The sequence below is a fragment of the Myroides pelagicus genome, assembly GCF_009711055.1.
Taxonomy (GTDB): Bacteria; Bacteroidota; Bacteroidia; order Flavobacteriales; family Flavobacteriaceae; genus Flavobacterium; species Flavobacterium pelagicum.
This window is the reverse complement of record NZ_WMJY01000011.1, coordinates 16,551-30,974: the sequence shown is the minus strand read 5'-3', so window position 1 is coordinate 30,974 and position 14,424 is coordinate 16,551. Positions and strand designations below refer to the sequence as shown.

The window sequence follows — 14,424 nt, the reverse complement described above, 5'->3', positions numbered from 1 at the left end:
ACAATAAAGAACCCTGTTTTATTATTAAACTAAAAAATAAAAACATATATTTATTTTTTCACAATAATAAAACTAATAAAATAACAAAAGTGAATAGTAAATTAATCGGAAGCACATTAATTATTGCAGGAACAGCTATAGGTGGAGGAATGCTTGCAATGCCAATTATATCCTCAGGAGTAGGCTTTTTCGTCATTACGGGTATAATGCTACTTATATGGTTAGCCATGTGCTATACAGCTATACTTCTAGTTGAAACCTATAGAGACCACTCTCCAGAAGACGGATTAAATACAATGGTTATGCGTTACTTAGGTAAAGCAGGACAATACATAACTGGAATAAGCATGCTTACGCTAATGTATGCCCTTGTTTGCGCTTATATCGCAGGTGGTTCTGATATTATCAAACTTAATATAGACAATTGGCTAGGAACAGATTTACCTCCTAGAGTTATAGCTATAGGATTTACACTGGTATTCGGAGGAGTAGTTGCTTTAGGAGCAAAAGTAGTTGATGTAACGACAAAATGGATATTCATGACCAAACTAATCTTCCTTTTTATCGTTATCCTTTTTATGTTTGGCTTCGTTAAACTTGACAACTTATTAAGTCTACCGATAGAAAAAGCCTTAGTTTTTTCATCTATACCGATTATTTTTACATCATTCGGTTTTCACATCGTCGTTCCTAGTATGGTGAATTACCTTAAGGGTGATCTCAAATTACTAAAAAAAGCTTTTATATATGGTAGTATATTGCCTTTGATTGTCTATGTTATTTGGCAAATATCAATTCTCGGAAGCGTGGATCAACAATCCCTATTCAGTATTATCAATGAAAACAAAGGCCCTTCAGGCCTAATTAAAGCAGTTAAAGGAATAACAACATCCAAATGGGTTAATATCCCACTAAACGTCTTCTTTGCAGCTGCTCTCTTAACATCATTCTTAGGCGTTGCATTAGCTTTATTTGATTACATCAAAGACTTATGTAAAAAGCAAAAGTATATAAACAACCCTGTCGCTACATATTTGATTACATTTATCCCGCCACTTTTATTTGTATTCTACTATCCTGATGGATTTATTATTGCTTTAGGATACGCTGCTATATCTGTGGTAATTACTTCTCTATTCATTCCTATTTTTATGTATATAAAAGTTAAAAAGACTAGAGGTGAAAAATTAACCATTGGACAAAAAATAGCTTTTATCGCTATTCTACTCTTTGGGGTAAGTATTTTGATTATTCAAACTTTAATGACTATAGGGGAATTACCCGTACTTGACTAACACAAACAAAAACTCACAACATTTAAAATATAGAAAAATGCAGAAAATTATCGGAAGTATTCTAATTGTAGCAGGAACTACTATTGGAGCAGGAATGTTAGCCATGCCCATTATCTCGGCCAATGTAGGTTTTACCTTTATGACATTTATTCTGTTCTGTATTTGGTTTGCTATGTATTATACTTCTATTCTATTAGTAGATGTTTATAAATACAACTCTCCAAGTGACGGGCTAAATACCTTAACTTTCAAATACCTAGGCAACACTGGAGCGATCGTTACTGCTATTAGTATGTTGACGCTTATGTATGCCTTAGTTAGTGCCTATATTACTGGGGGAGGCGACATCTTGCGCACCAATCTAGAACAATGGCTAGGTAAAGATATATCAGCTGAATTATCCGCTGTGCTGTTCGCCTTGTTATTTGGTGGCATTATTGCATTCGGAACAAAGATCGTTGACTTAGGTACAAAAGTCGTTTTTTCAATCAAACTAATATTCTTGTGTATTGTGATTGGACTATTATTGCCTAAAATAGAAACGCAATATTTAGCTTATATGCCGAACAATAGTATCCCTGTGTTGGCAACTATACCTGTTATCTTCACTTCTTTTGGCTTCTATGTGGTAATACCAACATTAGTAAAATACTTAGAAGGAAACACTAAGCAACTCAAGTTAGTTTTCTTCATAGGGAGTATACTTCCTCTACTATTATACCTTATATGGGAATTAACCATATTAGGTAATATAAATGAAACAGTCTTTAGTCGTATAATCGAAGAAAACACAAAATTAGAAGGGTTATTAAAAGCTATACAACAAATAGAAAACTCAAGTATCGTAAAAACGGCTTTCAATATTTTTGCTAGTGCTGCCATTCTTACTTCGTTTTTGGGGGTATCAATGGCACTTAAAGATTACATCAAAGACTTAGGTAAAAACAAACCCTTAATTCATAATAATACTAGTGCTATTTTACTAACATTTTTACCTCCTATTGGGTTTGCACTATTCTATCCTGATGGGTTTATTATTGCCTTAGGTTATGCCTCTATTTCGTTAGTTGTTCTTGCATTAGTAATGCCAATGCTTATGCTAACAAAAGCACAAAAAGAGGCAGGAATAACTCCTCCTTTTACCCAAAAAATTACTTTTAGCTATTTATGGATACTCACCATCTTAATTATATTATTGCAAATTTTAATGGCTATTAATGTTATTCCCGCATAGTAAGAACTTAAAAACAAAAAGCTGTATCGTAATTGATACAGCTTTTTTTATTTTACTTCGATAGAATATATCTCACAACTTGCTCTGCAGAGTTTAACCCAAATAATGCTGGCATCCAACTATTTGTACCAAAAAAAGACTTTTTAAAATTAGTACCATCTGTCATTTTTAAGCTACTCTCGTCTGGTTTCTCCGTCGAAAACACCGCTTTAACACCAGATGAAATACCTTCTTTCTTTAAGCGTTTTCTGATCTGCTTTGCTAATGGACAAACATCTGTTTTACTAATATCCTTTACAACAATCTTATTAGCCATCATTTTTCCTCCTGCTCCCATAGCACTGATTACTTTCACTTTTTTACGCTTAGCGGCTAAAATCAAATTGATTTTCGGAGTAATACTATCTATACAATCTAACACATAATCAAAATCTCCTGTTACAATCTCATGTGCACGCTCAGGTGAAACAAATTCTTCTATACGTACTAAGTTTAGTTCTGGATTAATATCCATCAATCGATCTCCAACAATCTGAACTTTTGGCTGACCAATGGTAGAATGCAATGCTGGTAACTGTCTATTTATATTTGTGATATCAACAGTATCTCCATCTACAATGGTCATATTTCCAACACCTGCGCGTGCTAAAAACTCTGCCGCAAATGACCCTACTCCTCCTAATCCTACAACTAATACTTTTGCATTCTTTAATTTTTCCAATCCTTCTTCTTTAAAAAGTAATTCTGCTCTTTCTTGCCAAACTGCCATCTATTCGATTTTTTGTATCAATCTAAGACTGATGTTATTTATTAAAAACTGTTTTATAATTCTGTTCTATCGTCGCTTCAATTGTTTTATCTAATGATATAGCTACCTCGTAAACCTCAGCTATTGTGATCTCTTTCGCCTCATCAGTTTCCAAGAACACTTGTGTTTTAGGTACCTTGACAAAGGTATTTCTCAAGCCTTCATTATTAATCAAATGCTTTCCAAACGAAAGATAAAAACCATGCTTCCAAAGACTTTCTGCTACTTGTTCTTTTTTATTAAAACCATGTATAATCAAAGGCACAGAGATATTCAATGCTTTCTTGATAGCGATTACTTCTTGAAAAGCAGAAACGACGTGCAAAACTACTGCTTTTTTGTACTTTTCTGCAAGTAGTAATTGCTTCTTAAACACTTCTACTTGAAGATTTAACGAAATATTGATTTTCTTATCGATACCACATTCTCCTAATGCTAAACAATTAGCCGCTTGTAGTTGTCTCTCTAATAAAACTAACTCCTCCCCTATTGTCTCCTCTTTAATATACCAAGGATGAATACCTACTGAATAAGCAGGTAATGTATCGTCTAAAGTAGTAGGATATTGATTAACAATCTGTATTCCTTCTGACTGTCCTTTGAAATAATGGGTATGTATATCAACTTTCATATATACGAAGATAAAAAAAAGCCCCTAACTAGCTACAGCTAATTAAGGGCTTTATATCGGAGAGATGACTAACTATTTTAATCCAGCTAAACTGTGTTCAATAGTAGCTATTTTAGCTAAAGCATCAGCTTCTTTCTTTCTTTCGTTCTCAATAACCTGAGCAGGTGCACCATTTACAAACTTCTCATTTGACAATTTCCCCTGTACAGATTTCAAGAATCCTTTTAAGTAATTCAACTCATCTTCTAACTTAGCAATTTCCTCTTCTAAGTTTACACTTCCTGTCACAGGAATAAAGTATTCGTTTGATTTCACACGGTAAGATAAAGCTCCGCTTACTTGATCCGTTACATACTCAATAACTACAACATTACCCAACTTAGAGATAATACTGTCAAAGTAAACAGATGACTTTTCATTATTGATAACTTTTAAATCAATCGCTTCTTTGAACGAAATATTTTTATCTTTTCTGATCGTACGAATTCCAGCAATAACTTCAGTAGCGAAATCAAAATCTTTAATCAGATCTTCATCAAATGATTTCAGCTCTGGCCAAGAAGATACTGTTAAAGCATTTGCTGCTGTACGCTCATTAATATGTTGCCAAATCTCTTCTGACAAGAATGGCATAAATGGATGTAACAGCTTCAGATTAGCTTCTAATAACTCAATGGTCTTGTCAAAAGTAGCTTTGTCAATTGGTTGTTGGTATCCCGGTTTGATCATTTCTAAGAACCAAGAACAGAAATCGTACCATACTAATTTATAGATAGCCATTAACGCATCTGAAATTCTGTATTTATCGAAGTGATCTTCTATCTCTACTAAGGTCTTTTGAAGTTTAGCTTCATACCACTGTAATGATACTTTAGCAGATTCTGGTTGCTCTAAAGTTTCAGACACTTCCCAACCTTTGATTAGACGGAATGCATTCCATACTTTATTAGTAAAAGCTTTACCTTGAGCACACAATTCCTCGTCAAACATAATATCATTACCCGCTGACGCAGACAACAATAAACCTACACGTACACCATCAGCACCAAACTTATCGATTAGTCCTAATGCATCAGGAGAATTTCCTAATGATTTAGACATCTTACGACGCTGTTTATCTCTAACGATACCTGTAAAATATACATTCGTGAAAGGTTGCTTACCTGTATACTCATACCCAGCCATTATCATACGTGCTACCCAGAAGAAAATAATGTCTGGTCCGGTCACTAAATCATTTGTTGGATAGTAGTAGTTATAATCTTTATTATCAGGTTGTGAAATTCCATTGAATACAGACATTGGCCAAATCCAAGATGAGAACCATGTATCTAGTGCATCTTCATCTTGTGTTAAATCAGCAATTGTCAATGCAGCATTGCCAGACTTTACTTTAGCTAACTCAACAGCAGCTTCCTTAGTCTCAGCAACTACGAAATCCTCTTTTCCTGGCCCATAATAGAACGCAGGTATCTGGTGTCCCCACCACAACTGACGAGAAATATTCCAATCGCGGATATTCTCTAACCAACTTCTATATGTATTATTGTATCTACTAGGATATAATTTTACTTCTTCCGTCTCTAATACAGCTTCAAGTGCTGGTTTTGCTAATTCCTCCATTTTAAGGAACCACTGATCTGAAAGTCTTGGCTCAATAACAGCTTTTGTACGCTCAGAAGTACCAACGTTGTTTACGTAGTTTTCTACTTTCTCTAAGGCTCCTATTTCTTGTAACTCTGTTTCGATTTCTTTACGAACCACAAAACGATCTTTACCAGCATAGTGTAATCCTAGTTCATTAAGCGTCGCATTTGCATTAAAGATATCAATGATCTCTAAATTATGTCTTTCTCCTAAATCCTTATCATTTACATCGTGTGCAGGAGTCACTTTTAAACACCCTGTTCCAAACTCCATATCTACATACTCATCAAAGATGATAGGAATAACTCGATTGCAGATAGGCACTATAGCTTTCTTACCCTTTAAATGTGCATAGCGTTCATCATTTGGATTAATACAAATAGCCGAATCACCCAAGATAGTCTCTGGACGAGTAGTAGCAATCACTAAAAACTCTTCACTTCCTTCAATCTGATACTTCAAGTGGTATAGTTTACCTTGACGTTCCTCATAGATTACTTCTTCATCTGATAAAGTAGTCAATGCCTCAGGATCCCAATTAACCATACGGTATCCTCTGTAGATTAATCCTTTGTTATATAAATCAACAAAAACTTTTATTACTTGTTCAGACATCTCAGGATCCATAGTAAACTTCGTACGATCCCAATCACAAGAACAACCTAATTTCTTCAATTGATCTAAGATTACACCACCGTACTCTTCTTTCCATTCCCAAGCGTGTGCCAAGAACTCCTCACGAGTCAAATCGTTTTTATTGATTCCCTGCTCTTTCAATTTAGCGACGACTTTTGCCTCAGTAGCAATTGAAGCGTGATCCGTTCCTGGTACCCAACATGCGTTAAGCCCTTTTAAACGTGCACGACGTATTAATACATCTTGTATTGTGTTATTCAACATATGCCCCATATGTAAAACCCCAGTCACATTAGGTGGAGGAATTACAATCGTATAAGGCTCTCTGTGGTCAGGAGTAGAGTGAAAATACTTATTTTCAATCCAATACTGATACCACTTTTGCTCTACTTGCTTCGCGTCAAACTGTGCAGGAATACTCATTCTCTAATAATTTTACTTGTTTTTAACGTTAAATACTCACAAAAAAACCTAAGCTCTTAATTAATTTTAGCTTACTTAAAAAATCACTAAACTTTTTTTTACGTACCTTTGTAACAGCAAAAATAGTTATTACTCGTTAATAATAAAAAAATTAGACTCAAAATGAGCAGTTGATTTTTTGGTTTAAGTGAAATAACTATTCTATATTTTTTTAAAAGTAAATAATTATTAAAACAGAGGTATAATGAAAAAATTTTTAGCCGTTATGGTATTAGTTTTGACAAGTGCAGTTTCATTTGCTCAAAAAGGACCTAAAATCGAATTTAAAGCTGAAAACAATACCATTGATTACGGTACAGTAGAAAGAGGTAAAGACAATGGTCTTAGAACTTTTGAGTTTACTAACACAGGTGACGAAGCATTAATCATTACTGACGTACGTTCAACTTGTGGATGTACAGTTCCTTCAAAACCAACAGAGCCAATCTTACCTGGTCAAAAAGGTAGTATTGAAGTTCAATACAATATGAATGTTGGTCGTATTAGCCGTACAATCACTGTAGAGTCTAATGCTGTAAACTATGTAAACGGTGTAGTTCCATTAAGAATTAAAGGAGAAGTAGTTCCTGCAAAATAATCAGTACTACTTTTATCAAATAAGTAAGCCTTCTCTATCGAGAGGGCTTTTTTGTTTCAATATCTTATACGGCATAAATTCCCCACTTCATATTCTAACTACTCATTTTCAACAACCTACACCTAATTAGCAAGAGCTGTTTACCTATTTACTTCTAATACAATATTTGCATAGAGGCACAAACGTTTAACATCAATTCACACCCTGAAACAATAAAAAACTCCTATACTTCCTCTGAGTTTTATTTAAAAAAATCATGTATCTTTCCGTTAAATGTACTTATGGAAAGTATGCGGATATTTCTCTAACTAGACAACAGATACTTACTTTTAAAAAAGACGGTATCCTACTCTTTATACTTTTCGAAAAATCACTTTTTTACTATTAAATTAGCGATAGAATACTGAATAGGCAGATGTCTTTTTTTAAAAATTAGAAGCCTATTTTTACTCATAGAGTTCTCAAGATATCAGTATTTGTTGCCAAGCTATAGCTATACTTGCAGAATAGGTGCAGTTTAGTAGCCCAGAAGTACGTTCTTGGCAAGGAAAGTGCAAGCATACTACACGTATAGGTCAAGAAAGCAAGGGAAAGCAATGTCTGTGAGTCTATTATCAATTGTAGCAATCTGATCGACTTTAAAAAACAATACGAACTAAAGCTACTAAGTGACAAAATCTACTCTTTAGCGTATGAATAAAATTACATCTACCTAGTTTGACCAAACAAAAAAACACCTTTTTCCCATAATTATTGAAAAAAGGTGTTCTTACTAGCTAATATGCCTTATAAACTTATCACTACAAGTTTGATACTAACGTATCGTACTAATCATTCTTTTATTCTCTAAAAAACTGATTATTAGCAATCGCTTTTTCAAAGTTCTTTATATCTTTTATTTGAACTTTAGACTCGAAACCTTTCAAGTGCTTATCGTGATGAATATCTGAGCCAACAAAGTCAATCATATCTTCTTTCAAAAGATAATTTGCAGCTTCCAAAACATGTCCTCCATAATAACCAGTTGTTGACAATAAATTCATCTGAAACTGACACCCCATTTTTTTCAACTTAGCATACATCGCTGTGTTCTTGTGATAAAAATTATATCGTTCTGGGTGCGCTAAAATAATTTCATAACCTCTTGACTTCAATTGAAACAAAATATCCTGTAACTGAATAGGTGGATTGATGTAAGACATTTCAACAAGTACATAATTATCTTTCAAAGTTAATAAAGCTTCCGACTCTAGACGCTTTAAAAAACTATCGTCCATCATGTATTCAGAAGCTACACGCAAATTAACGGAGCTTGTCAATTCTGGCAAAACCTCAATTGTCTCCTGATGTTTAGCTAAAATAGCTTCTTTATTATTATCCCACACTAAAGGAGTTGTATGTGGAGTAGCAATTGCTTGTTCAAAACCAAGAGATTTCATCGTTGTAATAATATGAGCAGTATCATCTTTGGTTTTTGCCCCATCATCAATACCAAAAAGCAAATGGGAATGAATGTCAACATAGCCAGAAGGAATTAAGTCCTTCAAGACAGGTTTAGATTTAAAAATTGAAAACATAGCTTATTTTTTGTTTACACTAATTCTATCTATTATTAGTAACCACAAAGTTAATAGATATATAGGGAGAGTAATAACTAATTTTTCAGAGGTTATATTCAGTACAACATAAAGTGTCAATGAAATCAATAAAAATAAACGGATACGCTTTTTCCAAACAGCCTTATGTTTTATAAACGGAAATAGTAAAAGTAACGGATTACACAGTAATAAAATAGTATTATACTGCACTTCCTCATGTAGTGAATAAAAATTCACAAATAGAAAAAACACACCAAATACACCAACCACTATTAATAGTATAGAACGAACTTGTCTAAACTTATAGGCTAAAAAAGCCAATCCTAAACATAAAAGACTAAAAACAAGATATGAATCCCACCATGCTGCTACGCCTTTCTTTGACTGATCAGCCGCGAATATGGTAAGCTTTTCCTTTACTATTGGTTTCCCCTTAATAATGGTTACATCAAGTCCTTTCATATATTTATCCGGTAAAAACTGTTTCGCATTTTTTTGATCAATAGCAGACCCTAAGATCATATTGATTCCTAACTTCAACAAATAGCTATCGCCTAGGTAAGAATTCAATACTTCGCGATAGGTGTATTGATTCTCGGGGATATCAACAGTTACTGCAGTACCACTATCAGCATTGACAATATCAACAACCTTTGTCGTACAGTTTTGATTAATAAACTTATAAACGTAGTATTTATTCTCTTCTTCCAGAGACTCATTTAAACTCTTCCAAACTTTATTCTTTTGATCTGAAGTTAGCGCTAACTTCTGCTCATACACACTTCTATTGTCATAAACATAATTCGCAATGAAATTCCTCATCGTCGTATAATCCGCAAAATACAACATATCACCCTTGATAAAACGCAAGCCAAAATTAGGCGTTGCAAAATCAAACATACCAAAATTATACACGCGATCGATACCTTGACTAGGATCAGACACACGTATAGCAGTATGTCCAAAGAGTTCGTGTAGCATAGGCCCTGTGCCAATCGTCAGTACGCTAACATCCGCATAATCGGAAAGTTGACGTGACTCCACCTGTCCCACACTGATTTGAATACTAAATAAAAAAACTAAAAGAGAATATAATATATGTTTCATTTCTAAAATTTTCATGTACAAGTACAATTTCCAACTCATACAAATATCACACTATTTTTCAGAGAATACCTAATGAATAATCATAGAATTAATAATATTAAAAGTCATAACAATTCAAAAACACATGCCTATCAACATGATTATCAACCACCTATAACTCAACCTACCAAGATCACTACTTTCAATACTTATTGTATATTACACCTAACACATTAGGTATTATAACGCTTAGTCTAAATTTCTTTATAATTTTTAGCGAATAGACTTCAATTAATAATTGTGTTAAGAATAGCCAAGACGTCACAACTTAAAAGTATAATTGATACATTTGTAAGTACAATTACCATCGTTTAAAAAGGTAAATACTCAAATAAAGTCTAAACAAAATGAAAAAACACATTCCCAATATTATTACATTATTAAACCTACTATCCGGGTTAATCGCTTGTATTTATGCATTCGATGACAATATTCAAATGGCATTTTTTTGGGTATGCATTGGAATATTCTTCGACTATTGGGATGGATTTGTAGCTAGAATTTTGAATGTAAAAAGTGAAATGGGATTACAATTGGACTCTTTAGCAGATATGGTAACGAGTGGAGTTGTACCAGGGTTAGTTGTTTATAAAATGTTAGCTAATATTCAGGAAAATCAAGAAATTTATAATCTAACGCCTGAAACATACTATATGGGAGTTGTTCCTTATTTAGGTTTTATCATAACACTAGGAGCAGCACATCGATTGGCTAAGTTCAATATTGACACTAGACAAACAGATTCTTTCATTGGCCTACCAACACCAGGAAACGCACTATTTATTCTTAGCCTGCCGATGATTATCAATACCACTTCATCAGAATTCTTGATTAACACTATCAGCAATCCTTATGTATTAGTAGTGATAAGTCTATTAAGTGCCTACATCATGAATGCAGAGCTACCACTATTTTCTTTAAAGATTAAGCCTAATAATTTAGGTGCATTCAAGCTACAGTTAGTATTCATCATATTATCCATAGTGTTACTAATTGCGTTAAAATATATCGCTATACCACTTATCATATTACTTTATATTTTCTTATCGATCGGTAAGAACTTAAGTACTAGCAAAGCATAACAAAAAAAATATATAATAAAGAGGGATTATTCGAATAGGATAATCCCTTTTTTGTTTTAATAGAGTAACAATTCAAACAAATACAACTTTCACCTTTACTTTTCAAAGTACAGTTTGAGACAAAAAACACCTAATTGGTATAATTATTGATATCTATTATATAACTTTTTTTTCATACTACTTTTTTAGCCCTACAGATCCCCCCTTTCCTGTAGGGCTATTATTTTACCGTCTATTTAAAAAACTAAAAGACAAACAATTAAACCAAAAATCACTCCATACACCGTCCCTTAAAACCACGCTAAACTTATCTTATTTTTATCACATACTACACAAATAAAAAATAGCAAATCATCAAACTTTAACTATAATAAAAACATTAAGTATGCATTAAGTTATTTTTTTTTATATTTTTAACCAAATTAATACTATACGACATGTTTAAGAATTTAGACCCCACAATTATTGCCTTTGCTTTTTATTTAGCAATTGTATTAGGAATTGGTATTGTAGCTTATTTACGTACAAAAAACTTTGATGATTACATTTTAGGAGGAAGAAGTTTTGGTCCTTTAGTAACAGCTCTTTCAGCTGGAGCATCTGACATGTCAGGATGGTTGCTTATGGGATTACCTGGAGCTATTTATCTTTCAGGTTTATCACAAAGCTGGATTGCAATTGGATTAATCATTGGAGCATACTTCAACTGGAAATTAGTAGCAGGTCGATTAAGGGTTCATACCGAAATCAACAATAACGCATTAACCTTACCTGATTTTTTCCACAATCGATTTGGAAAAGACGGTCAATTGGTCAAAACAGTATCAGCTATTACCATTTTGATATTCTTCATTATATACTGTGCTTCTGGTATGGTAGCTGGAGCACGCTTATTCGAAGCGCTATTCCACATGACATACCTAAATGCATTAATTTTAGGGGCTGTTGCTACTATTCTTTACACATTCATTGGAGGATTCTTAGCAGTGAGTTGGAGTGATACAATTCAGGCTACTTTAATGTTGTTTGCTTTAATCTTAACACCCGTAATGATTGTTATGTATATGGGAGGATGGGATGCCATTACATCTTTCACTACGGAAGCTGCACTTGCACGTAATATTCCCTATACAAGTTTGACACATAAAGTAGGTTTTGTAGCTATTATTAGTGCTGCTGCATGGGGGTTAGGATATTTTGGTCAACCTCACATATTAGCTAGGTTTATGGCTGCTGACAGTGTAAAGACAATGAAAAAAGCTAGACGTATAGGTATGACATGGATGATACTGTGTCTAGGTGGAGCAGTTACTATTGGATATTTAGGAATTAGCTATTTCTACAAACATCCAGAAGTTGCGGGTGTTGTTTCTGAAGACAGTGAAAAAATCTTCATTGAGTTAATCAAACAACTATTTAACCCTTGGATTGTTGGTATTTTATTATCAGCTATTCTAGCAGCTGTGATGAGTACATTAAGTGCACAATTACTAATGTCATCGAGTACATTAACACAAGACTTCTATAAAGCATACTTCAGAAGATCAGCAAGTCAAAAAGAACTTGTATGGACAGGAAGATTAGCAGTATTAGTAATTGCAGCAATAGCAATTGTCATAGCATTGGATCCAGACAGTAAGATCTTAGCTTTAGTTGCACATGCTTGGGCGGGATTTGGTGCTGCATTTGGACCAGCTATTTTATTTACACTATTCTGGAGAAAGACTACTGGTATGGGAGCATTTGCAGGAGTATTAGTAGGAGCTATTACAGTTATTTTATGGCCTATCATGTTTGGAGATGAATTATATGAAATCATACCTGGATTTGCATTCAGTGCATTAGCCATCTATTTAGTATCTAATTTCGGAAAACAAGCTTCTGCCGAAATGATTGAAAAATTCGACAAAGCAGACGCGATTTATCACGAAGAGAAATAATCAAGATATTTCATTAAAAACCTTAAGCTAGCCTTATCCATTCTAATAGATGAATAAGGCTAGTTTTTTTGTCTATTGTTAATACAAGATAAACATTGTACATACAAATGTAAACCAATAACTTTGCACGTCATTAATACAAGATACCGTGCCTAAATTAAACTCCCATCCAATATACAATACACAGTTTATGCTTGTTTGCCTAAGCTCACTATTGTTTTCTGCTAGTTTTAATATGTTGATTCCTGAATTACCAGATTATCTATCAAGCTTAGGAGGAGCTGAATACAAAGGGTTAATTATAGGTTTATTTACCATCACAGCAGGTATCTCTAGACCCTTCAGTGGCAAACTAACAGATAAAATAGGAAGAGTACCAATCATGGCTATTGGGTCGATAGTTTGTTTTGTATGTAGTTTACTATACCCAATACTTACTTCTGTATCAGGTTTTCTATTTTTGAGACTACTACACGGGTTTTCCACAGGATTTAAACCTACAGCTACAGCAGCATACGTGGCAGACATAGTCCCAAAAGAACGATGGGGCGAAGCTCTTGGACTCCATGGTATATGCTTTAGTACAGGAATGGCTATAGGTCCAGCTATAGGAAGTACAATAAAACTGTATACTTCCATTGACTTTTTATTTTATACCTCTTCCGCCTTTGCTTTATTGTCTATTGTAATTTTAATGAACATGAAAGAGACTTTAAAAGTAAAAGAGAAGTTTTCTTTTAAACTATTAAAAATTTCAAGTAAAGATATTTTTGACTTAGGAGTGTTTCCTGCAGCATTTGTCACTTTTATGTCATATATCGCCTATGGAGTGATTCTAACCCTTATTCCAGATTGGACTGGTCATTTAGGCTTAGAAAACAAAGGTATATTCTTTATGATCTTTACATTATCATCCCTATTAGTTCGATTTGTAGCTGGTAAAGTATCTGACAAATACGGTCGTGTTTTAATCATTAATACCGGACTAGTCCTTCTAGTACTATCACTCCTTATCATTGGATTTTATGCTAGTGCAAATGGATTATACTTAGGTGCTTTTGTATATGGTATTTCATTAGGAATCCTATCCCCTGCATTAAACGCTTGGACAATTGACTTTAGTCAACCAGATCAAAGAGGACGAGCGGTATCAACTATGTATATCGCCTTAGAAGCTGGTGTAGGTGGTGGAGCATTCCTAGCTGGTTGGTATTACAAAGACACAATTACACATATACCAACGATCATGTATGCAAGCGCACTGGTCATTATACTTAGCCTACTCTATATGTTGTTTCGAAATAAATTAAGTATTAAAAAAGCATAGTATTAATAAACTAAAAAAGA

Annotated in this window: 11 protein-coding genes; 6 read left to right on the top strand and 5 right to left on the bottom strand. The window is 33.7% G+C overall.

Annotated elements, in window-relative coordinates; translation table 11 throughout:
* Positions 1-89 precede the first annotated feature (89 nt).
* Both GJV77_RS06545 and GJV77_RS06540 read left to right on the top strand, forming a co-directional pair.
* Positions 90-1,295 (top strand): aromatic amino acid transport family protein, encoded by a 1,206-nt coding sequence (locus GJV77_RS06545; RefSeq protein WP_162521580.1) that lies wholly within the window; start codon positions 90-92, stop codon positions 1,293-1,295.
* 37 nt (positions 1,296-1,332) lie between these two features.
* Positions 1,333-2,529: an aromatic amino acid transport family protein gene (locus GJV77_RS06540; protein ID WP_155035580.1), complete on the top strand. Its 1,197-nt coding sequence runs from the start codon at positions 1,333-1,335 to the stop codon at positions 2,527-2,529.
* Positions 2,530-2,581: 52 nt separating this feature from the next.
* Here GJV77_RS06540 and GJV77_RS06535 read toward each other — a convergent pair whose 3' ends face one another.
* The 3 genes from GJV77_RS06535 to GJV77_RS06525 form a co-directional block, all read right to left on the bottom strand.
* Positions 2,582-3,298 carry a tRNA threonylcarbamoyladenosine dehydratase gene (locus GJV77_RS06535; protein WP_155035579.1) on the bottom strand — a complete coding sequence of 239 codons (717 nt, stop codon included), beginning with the start codon at positions 3,296-3,298 and terminating at the stop codon, positions 2,582-2,584.
* Between the two features lie 34 nt (positions 3,299-3,332).
* Entirely contained in the window at positions 3,333-3,968 is a 636-nt protein-coding gene (locus GJV77_RS06530; RefSeq protein ID WP_155035578.1) for a TatD family hydrolase, read from the bottom strand.
* Positions 3,969-4,040: 72 nt separating this feature from the next.
* Positions 4,041-6,674: a valine--tRNA ligase gene (locus tag GJV77_RS06525; protein WP_155035577.1), complete on the bottom strand. Its 2,634-nt coding sequence runs from the start codon at positions 6,672-6,674 to the stop codon at positions 4,041-4,043.
* A 244-nt stretch (positions 6,675-6,918) separates the two neighbouring features.
* Here GJV77_RS06525 and GJV77_RS06520 point away from each other — a divergent pair, with 244 nt between their 5' ends.
* Complete coding sequence (locus GJV77_RS06520; protein WP_155035576.1) at positions 6,919-7,311, top strand: DUF1573 domain-containing protein; 393 nt, start codon at positions 6,919-6,921, stop codon at positions 7,309-7,311.
* A gap of 839 nt (positions 7,312-8,150) precedes the next feature.
* Here GJV77_RS06520 and GJV77_RS06515 read toward each other — a convergent pair.
* Both GJV77_RS06515 and GJV77_RS06510 read right to left on the bottom strand, forming a co-directional pair.
* The gene (locus GJV77_RS06515; protein WP_155035575.1) at positions 8,151-8,888 is read right to left on the bottom strand and encodes a tyrosine-protein phosphatase; all 738 of its coding nucleotides are present in this window, start codon (positions 8,886-8,888) and stop codon (positions 8,151-8,153) included.
* 3 nt (positions 8,889-8,891) lie between these two features.
* Positions 8,892-10,016, bottom strand: coding sequence for a lipoprotein N-acyltransferase Lnb domain-containing protein (locus tag GJV77_RS06510; protein ID WP_155035574.1), 1,125 nt, complete (start codon positions 10,014-10,016; stop codon positions 8,892-8,894).
* A gap of 386 nt (positions 10,017-10,402) precedes the next feature.
* Between GJV77_RS06510 and GJV77_RS06505 the strand changes: the two genes are divergently transcribed.
* The 3 genes from GJV77_RS06505 (at position 10,403) to GJV77_RS06495 (ending at position 14,404) form a co-directional block, all read left to right on the top strand.
* The gene (locus GJV77_RS06505; protein WP_155035573.1) at positions 10,403-11,137 is read left to right on the top strand and encodes a CDP-alcohol phosphatidyltransferase family protein; all 735 of its coding nucleotides are present in this window, start codon (positions 10,403-10,405) and stop codon (positions 11,135-11,137) included.
* 437 nt (positions 11,138-11,574) lie between these two features.
* The gene (gene putP, locus GJV77_RS06500) at positions 11,575-13,077 is read left to right on the top strand and encodes a sodium/proline symporter PutP (protein WP_155035572.1); all 1,503 of its coding nucleotides are present in this window, start codon (positions 11,575-11,577) and stop codon (positions 13,075-13,077) included.
* Between the two features lie 148 nt (positions 13,078-13,225).
* Positions 13,226-14,404: an MFS transporter gene (locus GJV77_RS06495; RefSeq protein WP_162521579.1), complete on the top strand. Its 1,179-nt coding sequence runs from the start codon at positions 13,226-13,228 to the stop codon at positions 14,402-14,404.
* Positions 14,405-14,424 lie beyond the last annotated feature (20 nt).

Bases quoted from the DNA above. Each gene is read 5' to 3' on its own strand.
- GJV77_RS06540 (WP_155035580.1), top strand. From the start codon at position 1,333: ATGCAGAAAATTATCGGAAGTATTCTAATTGTAGCAGGAACTACTATT.
- GJV77_RS06535 (WP_155035579.1), bottom strand. From the start codon at position 3,298: ATGGCAGTTTGGCAAGAAAGAGCAGAATTACTTTTTAAAGAAGAAGGA.
- GJV77_RS06530 (WP_155035578.1), bottom strand. From the start codon at position 3,968: ATGAAAGTTGATATACATACCCATTATTTCAAAGGACAGTCAGAAGGA.
- GJV77_RS06525 (WP_155035577.1), bottom strand. From the start codon at position 6,674: ATGAGTATTCCTGCACAGTTTGACGCGAAGCAAGTAGAGCAAAAGTGG.
- GJV77_RS06520 (WP_155035576.1), top strand. From the start codon at position 6,919: ATGAAAAAATTTTTAGCCGTTATGGTATTAGTTTTGACAAGTGCAGTT.
- GJV77_RS06515 (WP_155035575.1), bottom strand. From the start codon at position 8,888: ATGTTTTCAATTTTTAAATCTAAACCTGTCTTGAAGGACTTAATTCCT.
- GJV77_RS06510 (WP_155035574.1), bottom strand. From the start codon at position 10,016: ATGAAACATATATTATATTCTCTTTTAGTTTTTTTATTTAGTATTCAA.
- GJV77_RS06505 (WP_155035573.1), top strand. From the start codon at position 10,403: ATGAAAAAACACATTCCCAATATTATTACATTATTAAACCTACTATCC.
- putP (WP_155035572.1), top strand. From the start codon at position 11,575: ATGTTTAAGAATTTAGACCCCACAATTATTGCCTTTGCTTTTTATTTA.